Source organism: Ochrobactrum sp. A-1, from assembly GCF_022488005.1.
Classification (GTDB): domain Bacteria; phylum Pseudomonadota; class Alphaproteobacteria; order Rhizobiales; family Rhizobiaceae; genus Brucella.
The window spans coordinates 1,134,350-1,150,945 of record NZ_JAKVQC010000003.1; the positions used below are offsets into that span (position 1 = coordinate 1,134,350).

Below are 16,596 nucleotides of genomic sequence, written 5' to 3' on the forward strand. Positions count from 1 at the left end.
GTTTATTCGGGATCCAGCGGCTCGGTTCCGACCGGCTGACCGTCGCGGCCAATGCGAATCTTCTCCACCTTGTCCTCGGCAGACTTCAGAAGCGTATCGCAATGCTTCTTGAGGGCTTCGCCGCGCTCATAGATGCGAATGGATTCTTCCAGCGGCACATCGCCCCGCTCCAGATCGTCGACGATCTTCTCAAGCTGCTTCAACGCATCCTCGAAGCTCATTACCGCAATGTCGGCGTTGGACGGTTCGGTTACCATGATTCATCCTTTCAACAGCCGCGTAATATGCGTAGACGCGGACTGCGACAAGCCCTCTAGATCATATCCACCTTCAAGCACACTCACTAGCCGGTGATCGCAGAACCTTTCTGCCCGTTCCATGAGTTTGCCTGTCGCCCAGTCAAAATCCGCTTCGTCGAGATTGAGCTCGGCCAGCGGGTCACGAAAGTGAGCGTCGAAGCCCGCCGAAATAAGGATCAAATCTGGCCGGAAATTGTCCAAAGCGGGCAATACACGACTATTAAATGCCTCGCGGAACTCGCGACTTCCCGTATCAGGCGAAAGCGGCGCATTGAAAATGTTGCCGACGCCGGTTTCATCCTTCGCACCTGTGCCTGGATACAAGGGAAATTGATGCGTCGAACAGAACAGGACGCTTGGATCGTCCTTGAAAATATCCTGCGTCCCGTTGCCGTGATGGACATCCCAATCGACGATAGCGACACGCTCCGCGCCGTGACGCTGTTGCGCATGGCGGGCAGCAATTGCAATATTGTTGAAAAGGCAAAAGCCCATCGCGTTGGAACGCTCGGCATGATGTCCCGGCGGCCGGGCAGCAACGAACACATTGTTCGCAGCGCCGGAAAATACATCGTCAACCGCCGCCGTCGCAGCACCGATGGCCGTCAGTGCGGCATCCATGCTTTTCGGGCTGACATAGGTGTCGCCGTCGAGCTTCACGACAGGCGCTGGTACTTCCTCGTCCGAACCTGGCTCCGGTATGCCGGCACGTATGGCTTCCAGATGTTTTTCCGGATGCGCGAGCAACACTGATGCCTCATCGCCGCGCGGGGCCTCTACCCGGTCGAGCCTATAGAAATCCGGCCCCTCCAGTTCGCTCATCAACGCCCGGATGCGATCCGGCCGCTCGGGATGGCCGGGCGGAGTCAGGTGTTCAAGATAGATCGGATGCCAGTAAAGCCGTGTGGTCATAGATTCACTATAGCATCTCACCGGCACATGGCCATGACGACCATGCGCCAGCTCCGTCTGAATTGAGATTAGATGATTTCCGTTCGCGCGATGTGGATGCCGAAACCTTCAAGGCCGACATAGTGACGCTCACGCGATGCCAGAAGCACGATCGACGTGATGCCGAGATCCTTCAATATCTGCGCTCCGAGGCCGATCTGGCGCCATTCTTCCTCGCGGGCAACCGCTTCGGCATGGCTTTCATGGTCGCTCTGGATCACATCGCGCGCGCGTGTGTCGTGATGATCCGCGCGTACGCCGACAGAGCCTTCGCGCAGATAAACCAGCACGCCCCGACCTTCCTTGCCCATCTTTTCCATGATGGCATCAAGATTGCTGCCACCCTTACCAAAGACGTCGTTCAGCACATCTTCGCGATGCAGGCGGACCGGCACTTCCTCGCCGTCACGAATATCGCCGAATACGACAGCCACGTGCTGCATGGGCTCCCATGGCAGTTCGTAAGTATAGGCATGGGCCGCACCTGCACAGGTCTTGACCGGCGCGTCGCCAACGCGCTTGACCAAAGTTTCCTTGCGCTGGCGATAGGCTATGAGGTCAGCGACCGTGACCCGATGCAGCGTGTGCTTTTCGGCAAAGGCCTTCACGTCCGGGCCACGCATGACGGAACCGTCATCATTGACCAGCTCGCAGATAACGCCGATAGGCGGCAGGTTTGCGAGCTTGCAGAGATCGACAGCAGCTTCCGTATGGCCGGAACGCATCAAGACGCCGCCTTCGCGGGCAACCAGCGGGAAAATATGGCCGGGACGCACAAAGTCCGAAGCGCCAGCATTGGGGTTCGCCAGATTGCGCACGGTCAATGTGCGATCTTCCGCCGAAATGCCGGTCGTCGTGCCATGGCGATAATCAACCGTTACAGTGAATGCCGTCGTGTGAGCGGATTCGTTTTCGGCAACCATCGGTGCGAGGTTGAGGCGCTTGGCTTCGTCGCGGGTCATCGGGGTACAGACGATACCGGATGTGTGGCGTACGATGAAGGCCATCTTTTCCGGCGTGCAATGCACGGCGGCAACGATCAGGTCGCCTTCGTTCTCGCGTCCGTCATCATCCATGACCACGACAATCTCGCCGCGTTCGAAAGCGCGAAGCGCATCAACGACCTGTTTTTGATTATAGCTCATTTCGACCTCTATATGTCAGGCAACCAACGGCCCTATCGTCGGTCAGATATGGCCAATCCGGCCCAATTCAATCAAACGCGGCCAGTTTGGCCCCAAGTTAGTCAGACGCGACCGGTCTGGCCGCGGTGTCGCAGATAATGATCGGCAATCGCGCAAGCTACCATCGCCTCACCGATCGGAACGGCGCGAATACCCACACATGGATCGTGACGGCCCTTGGTCATCACATCCACTTCCTTGCCGTCCTTGTCGATGGAGCGACGCGGTGTCAGGATCGATGAGGTCGGCTTGACGGCAAAGCGCGCCACAACCGGCGCACCGGTTGCAATACCGCCCAGGATGCCGCCGGCATGATTGGACAGGAACAGGGGCTTGCCGTCATTGCCCATGCGCATTTCGTCCGCGTTCTCTTCGCCGGTGAGACGGGCAGCTTCGAAACCGTTGCCGATTTCCACGCCCTTTACAGCATTGATCGACATCAGCAGGCTTGCAATATCCTGATCGAGCTTGCCGTAGATCGGCGCTCCGATACCAGCAGGCACACCTTCAGCAACGATCTCGATGACCGCGCCAACCGACGACCCGCTCTTACGAATCCCATCAAGATAGTCTGCAAACAGCTCGACCGAACCCGCATCCGGCGAAAAGAACGGATTGTTGTCCACTTCCGACCAGTTCCAGCGGCGGCGGTCAATACCGTGCACGCCCATGGCGACCAGCGCGCCCTTGACCTCAAGCCCCGGCACGATCTTGCGTGCAATGGCACCGGCGGCAACACGGGCCGCTGTTTCGCGCGCCGACGAACGTCCGCCGCCGCGATAGTCACGAATCCCATATTTGACATCATAGGTATAATCGGCATGCCCCGGACGATATTGGCGGGCAATCTCGCCATAATCCTTCGAGCGCTGATCGGTGTTCTCGATCATCATCGAAATCGGCGTACCGGTCGTCGTCATGGTTACGCCGTCGTCGTCCAGAAGAAAACCGGAAAGCACACGCACCTGATCCGGCTCACGGCGCTGCGTCGTATATTTGGACTGGCCGGGTTTGCGCTTGTCGAGATAGGCCTGAATTTCGGCTTCAGTGAACGTGATGCCGGGCGGGCAGCCGTCAACAACGCAACCGAGCGCCAGACCGTGGCTTTCGCCCCAGGTGGTTACGCGGAACAGATGACCGAAACTATTGTGAGACATGCGCGACGCCTGAATAAATTGTCCTTGTCCGGAGCAGGTCAAGGAGAGAGCAGCTACTTTACGGCCCGGTTTTATTTAGCTTTTTGACGCTGGTCAAATCAAGCTCCCCCGTGACGTAAAATTTCCTTCTGAAGATCGATATCCGGCATTTTTTTTGACACATTCCGCACGCTAAACTGTGGGTATACGGCGCAAGGCGCTGATAATCGCAATCACGACAATCGTGTCGAATCGGTCAGGCGACAACCCAACCCGAGGCACAACCAAAGGAACGGAAAGTCATGCATTATCTGGTCGGATTAATTCTCATAGTGGCGTCGCTCTTCTCAACGGTAGCCATGGCAGACGATGCCGAAGGCAAGATCACCGGTATCAACAAGGATAGCGAAACCATAACGCTGGATGACGGCCAGACATACAAGCTGCCCGGCGAGTTCGATTACAGCGCGATCAACAAGGGCATGAAAGTCCTCATCATCTATGACATGGTCGACAGCACGCGCTTCATCACCGACATTCAGGAAGCGCCGTAAGCCCGGAACCGCCCCTACAGAAGAATGAGCGGCTCATAAGCCGCTCTTTTCATTTGGACTGGAACCAGCCGCTTCTGACAACACGCGCCCACTCGGCACGACCGTTGTTCTCTGCCATCTGGATCATCCGTGCAGTATCGTAGGGAACATTGCGCAGGGTTATCTGCCAGCCGGCCCCGGTCTGTTCGACGACAGCATAGGACGCATTGGGATTGCCGGTCTGGACAATATGCGGAACCGGGTGATCGTCGTCGTAACCGGGACAACCCACGCTTCCCGGATTGACCAGCACTCGCCCGTCCCCAAGACGAACGACCCGCGGCGTATGCGTATGGCCGCAAATGATAAGAGACGCCGCTATATCTTCGGCCTCCGCCTCGATCTCGACCCGAGACCGCAGAACAACATCACCATTCGCGATAACTTTCTCCATCCAGTAGGTGGTATCGCTCGATGGGGTTCCGTGGCAGATGAATATACGTCCATCGGCCAGAGAGCGCGATGCAGGCATTGCGCGCAGCCATTCGATGTGCCGGTCATCAAGCTGTTCGCGCGCGACCCGATCCGACGGTCCCATCTCCGCGAGCGACTTTTCCACAAGCCAGCGATCATGATTGCCGCGAATGCAGATCATTTCCCGCGCCATCAGCATATCTGCGGTCTCACGCGCGGCTAAGGGGCCACTCAGATGATCGCCGAGATTGATGATCGTCTCGATTTGCAATGCATCGATATCGGCCAGCACCGCAGCCAGCGCATCACTGTTACCGTGAATATCCGATATGACCGCGAAACGTTCGAAGGGCATGTAACGCCTCCATAGCTGGCAAAGTTCTGTTCGCAATCACTATAGACTGATTTGCAGGATCAAACCCACTCCAGCTTGCCGTTTGCGAACTTCAGGATCTTGTCCTGTGGGATGGAAAGATTGGCAGCGGCATGGCCGTCCATATCGCCATAAAGATAAAACAGCGTGCGGATGCAGCCGCCATGCGTCACGCAGACTGTCGGCCATTCCACGGCTTCTACCCAACGCCCGATACGGCGCGACAGGCCCATATAGCTTTCGGCAGTCGTGCCCGGCGGCACGAAATTCCACTTGTCGCGGGCGCGCGCTTCCAGAAGATCCTCGCGCTCTTTGGCGATGTCTTCCATCATGAAGCCCTGCCAGTCGCCGAAATTGACTTCCATCAGCTGCGGATCGGTGCGGTATTCGTACGGGTCGAGCCCCATGCGCAGGCGGATGCGCTCCATCGTTTCACGCGTGCGACGAAGCGGACTTGCCACGAAATCAAAGCCCGCGCCGTTGCCGATCAGCGATTTCAGCATGTCACCATTGCGGTCGGCCTGGCTGCGCCCATTATCGTTGATGTCGATATCAAGCTGCCCCTGAATACGCTGCGAGACATTCCAGTCCGTCTCGCCGTGACGCGAAAAGTAGATGATTTCCCGAGCCACAGCCCTACCTCTATCTGCCGTCAATGAATAATCTGGATAGCTTCCCCGCATCGGAAAAGACAAAGAAAAATCCCGAAAAGCCGGTCAACTTTTCGGGATTTTGTTTTCGATGCTTCAGTCTTTCACGACCGAAATGTCTGGAGCGTCAACCGCTTTCATGCCGATGACATGATAGCCGCTATCCGCGTGGTGGACTTCGCCGGTCACCGAACGGGACAAGTCGGAAAGGAAATAGAGGCCGACATCGCCCACTTCCTCGATGGTGACGGTACGACGCAGCGGCGCATTGTATTCGTTCCACTTGAGGATGTAGCGGAAGTCGCCAATGCCTGAAGCGGCAAGCGTCTTGATCGGGCCAGCCGAGATTGCGTTGACACGAATGTTCTGGGGCCCGAGATCGACAGCCAGATATTTCACGCTTGCTTCGAGAGCGGCCTTAGCCACGCCCATGACGTTATAATTCGGCATGACCTTTTCGGCGCCGTAATAGGTCAGCGTCAGGATCGATCCGCCATCCGCCATCAGCTTTTCCGCCCGGCGCGCAACCGCCGTCAGCGAATAGACTGAGATCAGCATCGTGTTGGTGAAATTGGCTTCCGACGTATCGAGATAGCGGCCCGTCAATTCGTCCTTGTCGGAAAAACCGATAGCATGCACTAGGAAGTCGAGCTTGCCCCACTTCTTTTCAAGCGTCTCGAAAACAGCATCGATACTGGCGGCGTCCGCTACATCGCAATGTCCGGCAACAAACGCGCCAAGCTCTTCTGCCAGCGGTTCGACACGCTTCTTCAATGCATCGCCCTGATAGGTAAATGCGAGCTCCGCGCCTGCATCGCGAGCGGCCTTTGCAATACCCCATGCGATGGAGCGGTTGTTGGCGACGCCCAGAATCAATCCACGCTTGCCCTGCAACAAACCTGACTGTGCGGTCATTAGGGGTCCTCATTGAAAACAATTAACTTGTTGCCCTATCGCACAGGCTCGGCTCTCCTTCAAGCAATTGCAGTGAAAAAGCCGGGCATTGTCACTTTACTGCCGCAGAGAGACAACACCCGGCTTCAAACGATTGAAGTGGAACTTAAGCGACTTTGCGCTTTTGCAGGAATTCTTCCAGTTCCTTGTCACCGCCTTCCGGCAGCATGATCCGCACATGCACGTAGAGATCGCCACGTCCGCCGGCTTTCAACGGAAGGCCTTTTTCTTTCAGGCGCAGCACGCGGTCGGAGCTTGACCAGGCCGGTATTTTAACCGCGATCCGTCCGTCGAGCGTTTCGACTTCCTGCTTGCCGCCAAGCACGGCGTCGGCAAGTTCGATCGGCAGGTCTACATGGACATCACGCCCTTCCAGACGAAATCGCGGATGTGCCTTGAAGTGGATCGTGACGAGAGCATCACCGGCGGTTCCACCCATCAACGGCTCGCCCTGCCCTTTCAGGCGAATGGTCTGCCCATCTTCCACGAATTTCGGCAATTTGATCTTCAGATGCTTGCCATTCGGAAAGATCGCCTCGACCTTCTCCGCACCGGCCGCTTGTTCCAGCGTGATATTAATGGACGCGGACAGGTCGGCTCCCTTCGCCGGGCCGCGCTGACGCGCGCCACCCGCACGCGCACCGCCGCCGAATGCACCTCCGAAAAGATCATTCAGAATGTCTTCCGCGCCGCCATAGCCGCCGCCTTGCTGAAAACCGCCTGGACCGGATCGAAACTCGAAATGACTGTTGCCGTCGCCGCCCTGCCGGAACCCGGCGAACGGGTCGCCATGAGCGCCGCCGAAGCCTTGTCCGCCGGTAAAACCTTGAAAGGTAGGCTTGCCTTCGGCATCGATCTCGCCGCGGTCGAATTGTCCGCGCTTGTCCTTGTCGCCCAGAACTTCATAGGCCTGGTTCAGTTCTGCAAAGTGCTCCTGCGCCTTCGGATCGTCCTTGTTCTGATCCGGATGGTGCTTTTTGGCCAGTTTGCGGAAAGCCGATTTTATTTCCTCGGGCTTCGCCGTTTTGGCGACGCCCAACACGCTATAGGGATCGCGCATATAGTTCCTCTTTCAGGAAAATGACTGTGAGATAAGTAAGACTCGTTGCCCATAATATGCGCATGTGACCGGAAAAGTTCCAGTCAAACCAGAGTTTTCTTTTCAGCGCATTTTGGATCAGGCACTCAGATTGGAGCGAAAGAAGTCACCGTCCATTGGCCGCCACGCTGCATGCAGGTTTCGCCGCGGTAGATGGAAACACCGTCAAAAGCTTCCCGCGAGGTTTCGAACTCGCGGCAAAGCTGATTGTTCTTGCTGTTCTCGGCAATCGTCGTGATCGTGCCCTGGCTGCCTGTCTCAGGGTTGGCCCATGGTACAGGCTTTTTGCCCCATTCCATGAAATTGAGAGCGGAAACAACGTTCTTTATAGCGGATTGATCGGAAAGCTTGCCGGTATCGGTTTCCACCGGCTGAGGCTGCATTACTGATCCGGTGATCGTGGAAGAATCGGGAGCAGCTTTTTCGATGCTCACACCACCCATGGCGCAACCGGCAAGCGAGAAGACGCAGATGCCAATCGCCACCTTGTGCAGCGCATTTGCGCCACAGCTCAGGCTCCAGAGATTGTCTTTATGGCGAAGCGTCTCGACAGCCAACGCTATTCCCTTATTTCTACACGCTAAAGATGCAGGGATTATGGGTGAACTTGAGTTAACAAGCGGTGTGCCGGAAAGGTAAACAAATCGGAATCAGAGCACAACGCCCAACTCCGTACTTTATTCAGCCGTCAAACGATGTTTCCGGTTTTCTGCATCCTGATCGACAGAGCCCACTCAATCGGTGACCAGCTGCCGTTCAAGGAGAGGTGAACGCGACGCATTCACCGTTTTGGTGCGGGTCGCATAGCCGTTCCGGCCTGCCTGTTTCACCTTGTAGAGCGCAAGATCGGCGCGGGCAAAAACGTCGAGGTCACTCGTTTCATTATCGCGCTCCTCGCTGGCGATACCTATGCTCACCGTTATGACGAGTTTCTGTCCATTGAACACAAGTGGCGCATCATTAATCGCCCTGACGACATCGCGAGCGATTTCCGTCGCTTCCTGCTCGTCCATCTTTGTCAGCAGAATGGAAAACTCATCCCCGCCAAGGCGCGCCAGCACACCGCGCCGGTTGAGGACATCGACCGCCACATCGGAAAAATGCACGAGCGCCTGATCGCCCAGCGCATGGCCATAGGTGTCGTTCCATTGCTTGAAATCGTCTATGTCGATCAGCATGACGCTATAGGCTGTACCGTCTTCGCTGAATGCAAGTTCCGCCCGCGTCAGCCTTTTCATGAAATGGCGACGGTTTGGAAGCCCGGTCAGTTCGTCGGTTTCCGCCACCTTGGCCATATCGCCATGCAGGCGGTTCATTGCCATGACAATGAAGCCGAAATTCCAGATCATGCCGCTATAGATCACACAGACCAGCGCATAACTTTCGATGGAAAAATAAAGCGACTGGTCGAATTCTCCCGCCCATGCGGCAATGTTCAGCGACGTCTCGATAGCATGTCCGACTATACCCAGCAGAAATGCCATGATGGCAATCTGGCCGCCAAGGCCGATATTCTTCTGCCGGGCCAGATAAACAACAGTCATGACCATAGGCACTGACTGCCCCACCGCATAGGCTATGTTGCGTCCCTGCCAACTCGAATGAAAAGCCGCCATGACGGCGAAGCTTGCAAGCGATATGCCCAAGGCCAGCCGCCAGCCGCCTTTCTGGCCATGGAAATAACGTGCACCGACATATGCCAGGCAGAATCCGTAAATGATGATGGTGTTGCCGGTGACCGCAGGCCAGAATGCGCCCTCATTACCTTGCAGCGAAAGAACGAAGCCTCCGACCAGCAGAAGCGTCGTCGAAAGAAGCCAGATTCTGGCGGGCCGGAACTTGCGATAGGAGAAGGCGATAGCGGTCCAGATGATGCAGACCGTCAGCGAATTTAAGAGAATCACAATATAAAGCGTCAGAAAATCGAGTTTTGGCATAGCCCCTACCTTGACCGGCGCCCTACAAGAAGTTGCCCGTCAAGTAAAGCTATGTCGAGCCCTGCGACGACACATCCCGGCAAGACCATGGACAAAATGCCGGTTATCGAAGAAGCTCCCTCCCGACCCGCCCCATTTGGGGTTTCTTTGGCGGGGACTCCCCTGCAGGACGATCCGCAAAATTGCGACAGGCTGTTGAATTATCCAAAATGACAAACGCAAGCGACGACTTCACCGAATCCTCCCAACCATTCAAACTCTTTGCCGATTGGCTGGTCGACGCCAAAGAAAGCGAACCGAACGATCCCAACGCGGTCGCACTGGCAACCGTCGATCCCGATGGCTTGCCCAATGTGCGCATGGTGCTGCTGAAGGATTTCGACGAACAGGGGTTCGTTTTCTACACCAATTATGAAAGCACCAAGGGCAAGGAAATCCTGTCAGCGGAAAAGGCCGCGATGTGCTTCCATTGGAAGACGCTGCGCCGTCAGGTGCGCGTGCGCGGCGTGGTGGAGAAAGTAAGCAATGCCGAGGCCGATGCCTATTACGCCTCGCGCCCGCGCGGCAGCCGCATCGGCGCATGGGCATCCAAGCAGTCACGTCCGCTGGAAAGCCGCTTCGCGCTGGAAAAGGCCGTTGCGGAATATACCGCAAAATATGCCATCGGCGACATTCCACGCCCGTCCTACTGGTCGGGTTTCCGTATTCGCCCAGTCTCGATCGAATTCTGGCATGACAGGGCCTTCCGCCTGCATGACCGCGTGCTGTTCACACGTCCCTCGCCGGAAGGCGACTGGAACAAGGAACGGCTCTATCCGTAATCCGATAAAAAGAAGGCCACCGTTTCTGGTGGCCTTCTTATTTATACCAGCGGCTTGACCGCTACCCACAGGCTCCCGACAACAAGCCCAAGGAAAATCAGCCAGCCTACGATATTGTTGGATTTGAACAGTTTCAGGCACTGGTCGGGATTGTCGATATCCAAGACGATGATCTGGCGGTAGAGGTGCACGCCCGCTGCGAGCAATCCGGCCAGTGCTGGCATTGGCACCTCAGCCACGGCGAAGGCCGCCGCAAAAAAGCCGATAGCGCCACCATAGAGGATCATCAACGCCGTCTTGGTATGCTTGCCGAACAGACGCGCCGTCGAGCGCACACCCACCAGCGCATCGTCTTCCTTGTCCTGATGCGCATAGATCGTGTCATAGCCGATCGTCCAGAGGATCGCACCGATATAGAGCAGTACCGGTGCAAGGCTGAGCGAGCCTTCCACCGCAGCCCAGCCCATGAGTGCGCCCCATGAGAAAGCAAGACCAAGCACGAATTGCGGCCAGTTGGTAATGCGCTTCATGAAAGGATAGGCAGCAACAATCAGAAGCGAGAAAATGCCCAGCCCGATGGAAAACCAGTTGAACTGCAGCACCACAACGAGACCGACCAGCGCCTGCAAAACCAGAAAAATCTTGGCTTGACCACGTGTCACCTGCCCCGACGGCAGTGGCCTTGAACGCGTGCGATCCACCTTGTCGTCAATATCCTGATCGACAAGATCGTTATAGGTGCAGCCGGAGCCACGCATGGCAATGGCGCCGACCAGAAACAGAACGAGATGCCAGATCGAAGGCATGACGGCCCAGGCGCCATCGCCCGGCTTGGCGCCCGCACCCGCCACCAGAGCTGCCGACCACCAGCACGGCCAGAGCAGAAGCTGCCAGCCAATCGGACGATCCCACCGGGCGAGCTGTGCATAGGGCCAGAGCCAATGCGGCAGCAGCTTATAGACCCAATGGCCCGATGGAGCATCCTTTACACGCCCTTGCGCATTGCGTGACTGAATCGATCCGTGTAGTTCGGGCTGTGACATGGCGAAATCCTTGATATATGCAGCCACCACTATAACCCCGACGAAGACGGAGCAAGCAATGAGAGTTCTTTTAATCGGTTCTGGCGGTCGTGAACATGCTCTGGCCTGGAAACTGTCCGCTTCTCCGTCACTGACAAAACTCTATTGCGCGCCTGGCAATCCGGGCATCGCGGAAGCCGCCGAGCTGGTCGATATCGATGTCAGCGACCACAAGGCCGTCATTGCCTTCGCCAAGGATAAGGCCATCGATCTGGTCATAGTCGGACCGGAAGCGCCGCTGGTTGCAGGACTTGCCGACGATCTGCGCGCCGAAAACATCCGCGTCTTTGGCCCCTCCAAGGCGGCAGCCCAGCTGGAAGGCTCCAAGGGTTTCACCAAGGATCTCTGCGCCCGCTTCGATATTCCGACCGGGGCCTATGGCCGTTTCAACAATGCGCCGAAAGCCAAGGCCTATATCCGCCAGCAGGGCGCGCCCATCGTGGTGAAGGCTGACGGTCTGGCCGCAGGCAAGGGCGTGGTTGTTGCGATGACGCTCGATGAAGCGCTCGACGCCGTAGACGCCTGTTTCGAGGGCGCTTTCGGTTCCGCGGGGGCCGAAGTGGTGGTCGAAGAATTTCTGGACGGCGAAGAAGCAAGCTTCTTCTGCATCTGCGATGGCAAGACCGCCTTGCCGCTCGGCTCGGCGCAGGACCACAAGCGCGTCGGCGACGGCGACACCGGCCCGAATACGGGCGGCATGGGCGCCTATGCCCCTGCTCCGGTCATGACGCCGGAAATTGTCGAACGAACGATGCGCGAAGTGATCGAACCGACCATGCGCGGCATGGCGGAAATCGGCGCACCATTTTCCGGCATTCTGTTTCTCGGCCTGATGATCGGCAAGGACGGCCCGAAGCTCATCGAATACAATACCCGTTTCGGTGATCCGGAATGCCAGGTGCTGATGATGCGCCTCAACAGCGACCTGCTCGCGCTCATCAATGCCGCCGTGGACGGCAAGCTCGATGAAGTCTCGCTCGATTGGAAAGACCAGCCCGCGCTGACGGTGGTGATGGCTGCGGAAGGCTATCCGTCCAATGTGAAGAAGGGCAGCGTCATCCGCGATCTCGACAAGCTCGAAGGCATCGATGGCGTCAAGCTCTTCCATGCGGGAACGGCGGAGAAGGACGGCAGCATCGTTGCCAGCGGAGGCCGCGTGCTCAACATCACCGCCATTGCCGATACGGTCGCCGAGGCACAGGCCCGCGCTTATGAAGCCGTGAAGCTCATCGACTGGCCGGAAGGTTTCTACCGCTCCGATATCGGTTGGCGTGCCGTGGAACGGGAAAACCAAGCCGACAAGAAATAGCCTCGACAGCAATCTGCCGCGGCCAAGTTTCGGTCCTTACAGGCGGATGATGCCTAATGGATTGAATTTGACGATTGATACCCGTTCGATATTAATCCCGTTTCAAACGTCAAATTCGAAAAATCCACTAGATTCATAAAGTTACTAGTAGTCTTTTTGCTTCCGACATTTGCTCAGCGCTCATATCCGAGGATGCAAATGTCGGAATCAGACCACTAGTTTGTTTACCTCCATACAAATGGCTGTGAAGCCGCTGCATAATATTGACGTTTACGTAATAAGCCGATAGCTCTTGTATTGAACAGCCAAAATGGCTCCTGCCGGATTGCATGAAGCACCGGCGCAGGGCGGGCTTCCGAGGAGAAGTCCGCGAAACATACTCGGAGGAAAGATGTATCGCGCGCCGGTTTCTGAAATTTCCCATACGCTGATGAAAGTTGCAGGGCTGGAGAAAGCCCTCGACGACAACCGTTTCCCTGAATTTTCCGCCGATCTTGCCGCCGCCATTCTGGAAGAAGCCGGCAAGTTTGCCTCCGAGCGCGTCGAACCTTTGCGCATCACCGGCGACAAGCACGGCGCGACCGTCAAGGACGGCGTCGTCACGACCGCGCCGGGTTGGAAAGAGCTATATCGCGACTGGATCGAAGGCGGCTGGAACTCGCTGACCGGTACGCCGGACTATGGCGGTCAGGGCCTGCCCACAATGATGTCGGTGGCAGTGAGCGAAATGTGGAACTCCGGCACGCTGGCTTTCGCCATCGCCCCGACGCTGACGATGGGTGCCGTCGAAGCGGTCGAAAAGCACGCCTCCAAGGAATTGAAGGACATCTATCTCGAAAAGCTCATCAGCGGCGAGTGGATGGGCACGATGAACCTGACTGAACCGCACGCCGGTTCCGATCTTGGTGTACTGCGTACCCGTGCGGAACGCGTCGGTGACGGCAGCTACCGCATCTTCGGCCAGAAGATTTTCATCACCTATGGCGAGCATGACCTGACCGACAATATCGTGCATCTGGTACTGGCCCGCCTGCCCGATGCCCCTGCCGGGACAAAGGGTATTTCGCTTTTCCTTGTACCGAAGTTCCTCGTGAACGATGACGGCTCGCTCGGTCGCAGGAACGATCTGTTCTGCTCGGGCCTTGAACACAAGATGGGCATCCACGCCTCGCCTACCTGCACCATGATCTATGGCGATGGTTTCGTGAAAGGTGAGGAACAGGGGGCAGTCGGCTACCTGATCGGCGAGGAAAATCGTGGGTTAGCCTGCATGTTCACCATGATGAACAACGCCCGCCTGCTCGTCGGCATTCAGGGCGTCGGCGTTGCCGAAGCCGCCTATCAGCAGGCTCTCGCCTATGCGAAGGAACGCAAGCAGGGCCGCGCCATCGGTGCTGCCCCGAAAGACGGCATGAGTCCGATCATCGAACACCCGGACGTGCAGCGCATGTTGCTGACGATGAAGGCGCTGACGCAGGTTGCCCGTTCGATCACCTATTCCTGCGCTCATGCCATCGACATGAGTCATGCGACGAACGGTGCGGACCAGCAGTTTTGGTCGGATCGTGCCGGTTTGCTGACACCGCTTGCCAAAAGCTTCGCGACCGATGCAGGTGTGGACGTCGCTTCGCTCGGCATCCAGATTCACGGCGGCATGGGCTTCATCGAAGAGACAGGTGCAGCGCAATTGCTGCGCGATGCCCGCATCACCCCGATCTACGAAGGCACCAACGGCATTCAGGCCATCGACCTTGTGGCGCGCAAGCTGCCCCTCGGGAACGGTGAACATATCAAGGGTTTCCTTGCAGAATTACAGGAAGACGCCGACAAGGCCACCGCATCCAATCGCCCGGAACTCGGCGAAACCGGCGCGCGCCTTTCCAAGGCTATTACGGAGGCTCGCGAAGCCACGGACTGGCTGCAAAAGGCGGTTACAGAAGGGCAGCTTGAAGCGGCACTTGCCGGAGCCACGCCTTATCAGCGGCTTTTGTCGCTGGTTTCCGGCGGCGCTTATCTCGCGCGCGCAGCGCTTGCCGACGACGATAGCGGACGCGCGGTGCTGAGCCGCTTCTTCGCGGAAAACATGCTCGCCGAAGTATCCTCTCTGAAGGACACCGTCATCACCGGCGCCGCCAGTCTTGCCGCCGCCAAATCTGCGCTGGAGGCGTGAGCATGAGCGAACATATCCTGATCGAACGCAAAGGCGCGATCCAGATCATCCGCTTCAACCGGGCCGACAAGAAGAACGCCATCACCCGCGCCATGTATTCCACCATGGCAAAGGCGCTCGCGGACGGCGATGCCGATGACGCGGTGCGTGTGCATGTGTTTCTTGGGAGTCCGGGTGCATTCTCATCCGGCAATGACATGCAGGATTTCATGGCTGCTGCGTCGGGTGGCGATCTCGGCAACGACATTCTGGATTTTCTTGAGGCTCTTTCCAGCGCAAAGAAGCCAATCGTTTCCGGCGTCGACGGCCTTGCCATCGGCATCGGCACGACCATCCACCTGCATTGCGATCTGACATTTGCAACCTCGCGCGCATTGTTCCGCACACCGTTCGTCGATCTCGGCCTTGTGCCGGAAGCAGCTTCCAGCCTGCTGGCCCCACCGTTGATGGGGCATCAGAAAGCATTTGCCCTACTGGCGCTCGGTCATGGATTTACCGCGGAAGCCGCGCAGGAAGCCGGTATCGTCTATCAGATCGTTGCCGAGGATGCGCTTGAGACAGAAGTGATGAAGGCAGCGGAGGAAATCGCTGCCAAGCCGCCGCAGGCCATGCAGATCGCTCGCGCCCTGATGCGCATGCCGGCTGAAAAAGTTTCCGAACGTATTGCACGTGAGGCCAGACATTTTGCTGAACGGCTTACCTCGGATGAAGCTCGCGAGGCCGTCATGGCATTTCTCAGCCGAAAAAAATAAACCCGAACGTCTTCCTTTCCGGGCGCATCTTTTCCGAAAACCGGTTTCCACTTTTCGGGATGCGCCCCAAGACGTTCGGGGCTTTTTGGAGGTCAGCCAAGTTTTTTTGAAGGGATCGCCTTTTATCGGGCGAGCCTTTCTGATTCAATTACGAGCAATAATTTCCTTGCCGGAGATCACCAGACGGACGCCAAGCGTACCTGTCTTGCGGCGAGCGAGAAAACGCGGACGACGACGACGCGGCTCTTGTCCCTGACGACGAGCCTGCGGCTGGCTGGTGCGGACCGCACCTGTACTTTCGTAAAGCGGGCGGGCGACACCGTCTTCCTCAACCAGCATCATCGGCAGGTTGAAGCTCGCGGCCCAGGCGCGCCAGTCGGCGGCAACATCGGTCAGATCATGTGCGACAAGCAGGGGAACGGAAAGCTGCGGATCTTCATGCATCAGCTCCAGCGTCACCGTTATTTCGCCGAACTCATCTTCCACCGCGCGGGCGGCAACGCCGACAAATGCGTTGGCCGGAAGCGCTATGGACATCGGCAGGCCGCTTGAAGGCAGAACCTGCCGGATCACCGCGCCGCGCTCGTTGATGGTGAAGGTGACGTCGCTGCTTCCGTCGTGGCTCGCATAGCTCACAACCTGCGGAAAATGAAACGGATCGAGCCGCAATTCCCGTCCTGCCCAATCGGGCTTCAGTCCCTTGCTCATCATTTTCGACGCCTCTGTCTCTCTGTCTTTTATTTTTAGGAGCCGGTTATTCCGACTTCCCTTTGTCGAGCTTTTTGCTCTTCGTTGAGATGGAGAATAGGCGCGGTTTATTACCGATGAGCTTAATGAGTTAAGTTAACTTTTTCCTGCCTTTTCCTTTGGTT

Annotated in this window: 17 protein-coding genes; 5 read left to right on the plus strand and 12 right to left on the minus strand. The window is 57.2% G+C overall.

The annotated features are described in order from the left end of the window. Positions 1-2: 2 nt before the first annotated feature. The 4 genes from MKS82_RS07290 to aroC all read right to left on the minus strand — a co-directional run bounded on the left by MKS82_RS07290 (position 3) and on the right by aroC (position 3,591). The gene (locus MKS82_RS07290) at positions 3-257 is read right to left on the minus strand and encodes an exodeoxyribonuclease VII small subunit (protein ID WP_002963588.1); all 255 of its coding nucleotides are present in this window, start codon (positions 255-257) and stop codon (positions 3-5) included. A gap of 3 nt (positions 258-260) precedes the next feature. Then, on the minus strand, positions 261-1,211 hold the full coding sequence (locus MKS82_RS07295) for a histone deacetylase family protein (protein ID WP_176037195.1): 951 nt from the start codon (positions 1,209-1,211) through the stop codon (positions 261-263). 68 nt (positions 1,212-1,279) lie between these two features. Next, the gene (gene ribB, locus MKS82_RS07300; protein ID WP_109986144.1) at positions 1,280-2,395 is read right to left on the minus strand and encodes a 3,4-dihydroxy-2-butanone-4-phosphate synthase; all 1,116 of its coding nucleotides are present in this window, start codon (positions 2,393-2,395) and stop codon (positions 1,280-1,282) included. Positions 2,396-2,496: 101 nt separating this feature from the next. Continuing rightward, entirely contained in the window at positions 2,497-3,591 is a 1,095-nt protein-coding gene (aroC, locus tag MKS82_RS07305) for a chorismate synthase (protein ID WP_176037194.1), read from the minus strand. A 281-nt stretch (positions 3,592-3,872) separates the two neighbouring features. Here aroC and MKS82_RS07310 point away from each other — a divergent pair, with 281 nt between their 5' ends. Continuing rightward, positions 3,873-4,124, plus strand: coding sequence for a DUF1344 domain-containing protein (locus tag MKS82_RS07310; RefSeq protein WP_010658359.1), 252 nt, complete (start codon positions 3,873-3,875; stop codon positions 4,122-4,124). A gap of 49 nt (positions 4,125-4,173) precedes the next feature. Here the strand turns inward: MKS82_RS07310 and MKS82_RS07315 are convergent, their stop codons facing one another. The 6 genes from MKS82_RS07315 to MKS82_RS07340 form a co-directional block, all read right to left on the minus strand. Next, positions 4,174-4,932, minus strand: coding sequence for a metallophosphoesterase family protein (locus tag MKS82_RS07315; RefSeq protein ID WP_176037193.1), 759 nt, complete (start codon positions 4,930-4,932; stop codon positions 4,174-4,176). Positions 4,933-4,991: 59 nt separating this feature from the next. Next, positions 4,992-5,582 carry a histidine phosphatase family protein gene (locus MKS82_RS07320; RefSeq protein ID WP_176037192.1) on the minus strand — a complete coding sequence of 197 codons (591 nt, stop codon included), beginning with the start codon at positions 5,580-5,582 and terminating at the stop codon, positions 4,992-4,994. A gap of 114 nt (positions 5,583-5,696) precedes the next feature. Further along, positions 5,697-6,515 (minus strand): enoyl-ACP reductase FabI, encoded by an 819-nt coding sequence (gene fabI, locus MKS82_RS07325; RefSeq protein ID WP_176037191.1) that lies wholly within the window; start codon positions 6,513-6,515, stop codon positions 5,697-5,699. 145 nt (positions 6,516-6,660) lie between these two features. Continuing rightward, complete coding sequence (locus MKS82_RS07330; RefSeq protein WP_176037190.1) at positions 6,661-7,614, minus strand: DnaJ C-terminal domain-containing protein; 954 nt, start codon at positions 7,612-7,614, stop codon at positions 6,661-6,663. A gap of 125 nt (positions 7,615-7,739) precedes the next feature. Beyond that, positions 7,740-8,168, minus strand: a complete 429-nt coding sequence (locus tag MKS82_RS07335; RefSeq protein WP_235969096.1) for an RT0821/Lpp0805 family surface protein — start codon at positions 8,166-8,168, stop codon at positions 7,740-7,742. Between the two features lie 219 nt (positions 8,169-8,387). Further along, positions 8,388-9,590 (minus strand): GGDEF domain-containing protein, encoded by a 1,203-nt coding sequence (locus MKS82_RS07340; RefSeq protein WP_240578581.1) that lies wholly within the window; start codon positions 9,588-9,590, stop codon positions 8,388-8,390. A gap of 209 nt (positions 9,591-9,799) precedes the next feature. Here MKS82_RS07340 and pdxH point away from each other — a divergent pair, with 209 nt between their 5' ends. Further along, positions 9,800-10,411: a pyridoxamine 5'-phosphate oxidase gene (gene pdxH, locus MKS82_RS07345; protein WP_109986138.1), complete on the plus strand. Its 612-nt coding sequence runs from the start codon at positions 9,800-9,802 to the stop codon at positions 10,409-10,411. 41 nt (positions 10,412-10,452) lie between these two features. Here pdxH and ubiA read toward each other — a convergent pair whose 3' ends face one another. Beyond that, positions 10,453-11,454 (minus strand): 4-hydroxybenzoate octaprenyltransferase, encoded by a 1,002-nt coding sequence (gene ubiA / locus MKS82_RS07350; protein ID WP_176037188.1) that lies wholly within the window; start codon positions 11,452-11,454, stop codon positions 10,453-10,455. Positions 11,455-11,512: 58 nt separating this feature from the next. On the opposite strand from ubiA, the gene purD reads away from it, so the two are divergent. From purD to MKS82_RS07365, 3 genes are all read left to right on the plus strand, one after another. Then, positions 11,513-12,802, plus strand: coding sequence for a phosphoribosylamine--glycine ligase (gene purD / locus MKS82_RS07355; RefSeq protein WP_176037187.1), 1,290 nt, complete (start codon positions 11,513-11,515; stop codon positions 12,800-12,802). 391 nt (positions 12,803-13,193) lie between these two features. Then, positions 13,194-14,972 carry an acyl-CoA dehydrogenase gene (locus MKS82_RS07360; protein WP_240578582.1) on the plus strand — a complete coding sequence of 593 codons (1,779 nt, stop codon included), beginning with the start codon at positions 13,194-13,196 and terminating at the stop codon, positions 14,970-14,972. A 2-nt stretch (positions 14,973-14,974) separates the two neighbouring features. Beyond that, complete coding sequence (locus MKS82_RS07365) at positions 14,975-15,724, plus strand: crotonase/enoyl-CoA hydratase family protein (protein WP_176037185.1); 750 nt, start codon at positions 14,975-14,977, stop codon at positions 15,722-15,724. Between the two features lie 144 nt (positions 15,725-15,868). Here the strand turns inward: MKS82_RS07365 and MKS82_RS07370 are convergent, their stop codons facing one another. Continuing rightward, a complete protein-coding gene (locus MKS82_RS07370) occupies positions 15,869-16,435 on the minus strand; it encodes a DUF6101 family protein (RefSeq protein WP_176037184.1) in 567 nt (188 codons plus the stop codon). Between the last annotated feature and the right edge of the window lie 161 nt (positions 16,436-16,596).

Excerpts from the sequence above, each read along its gene's own strand:
- MKS82_RS07290 (WP_002963588.1), bottom strand. The coding sequence starts at position 257 with ATGGTAACCGAACCGTCCAACGCCGACATTGCGGTAATGAGCTTCGAG.
- MKS82_RS07295 (WP_176037195.1), bottom strand. The coding sequence starts at position 1,211 with ATGACCACACGGCTTTACTGGCATCCGATCTATCTTGAACACCTGACT.
- ribB (WP_109986144.1), bottom strand. The coding sequence starts at position 2,395 with ATGAGCTATAATCAAAAACAGGTCGTTGATGCGCTTCGCGCTTTCGAA.
- aroC (WP_176037194.1), bottom strand. The coding sequence starts at position 3,591 with ATGTCTCACAATAGTTTCGGTCATCTGTTCCGCGTAACCACCTGGGGC.
- MKS82_RS07310 (WP_010658359.1), top strand. The coding sequence starts at position 3,873 with ATGCATTATCTGGTCGGATTAATTCTCATAGTGGCGTCGCTCTTCTCA.
- MKS82_RS07315 (WP_176037193.1), bottom strand. The coding sequence starts at position 4,932 with ATGCCCTTCGAACGTTTCGCGGTCATATCGGATATTCACGGTAACAGT.
- fabI (WP_176037191.1), bottom strand. The coding sequence starts at position 6,515 with ATGACCGCACAGTCAGGTTTGTTGCAGGGCAAGCGTGGATTGATTCTG.
- MKS82_RS07330 (WP_176037190.1), bottom strand. The coding sequence starts at position 7,614 with ATGCGCGATCCCTATAGCGTGTTGGGCGTCGCCAAAACGGCGAAGCCC.
- MKS82_RS07340 (WP_240578581.1), bottom strand. The coding sequence starts at position 9,590 with ATGCCAAAACTCGATTTTCTGACGCTTTATATTGTGATTCTCTTAAAT.
- pdxH (WP_109986138.1), top strand. The coding sequence starts at position 9,800 with ATGACAAACGCAAGCGACGACTTCACCGAATCCTCCCAACCATTCAAA.
- ubiA (WP_176037188.1), bottom strand. The coding sequence starts at position 11,454 with ATGTCACAGCCCGAACTACACGGATCGATTCAGTCACGCAATGCGCAA.
- purD (WP_176037187.1), top strand. The coding sequence starts at position 11,513 with ATGAGAGTTCTTTTAATCGGTTCTGGCGGTCGTGAACATGCTCTGGCC.
- MKS82_RS07360 (WP_240578582.1), top strand. The coding sequence starts at position 13,194 with ATGTATCGCGCGCCGGTTTCTGAAATTTCCCATACGCTGATGAAAGTT.
- MKS82_RS07365 (WP_176037185.1), top strand. The coding sequence starts at position 14,975 with ATGAGCGAACATATCCTGATCGAACGCAAAGGCGCGATCCAGATCATC.
- MKS82_RS07370 (WP_176037184.1), bottom strand. The coding sequence starts at position 16,435 with ATGATGAGCAAGGGACTGAAGCCCGATTGGGCAGGACGGGAATTGCGG.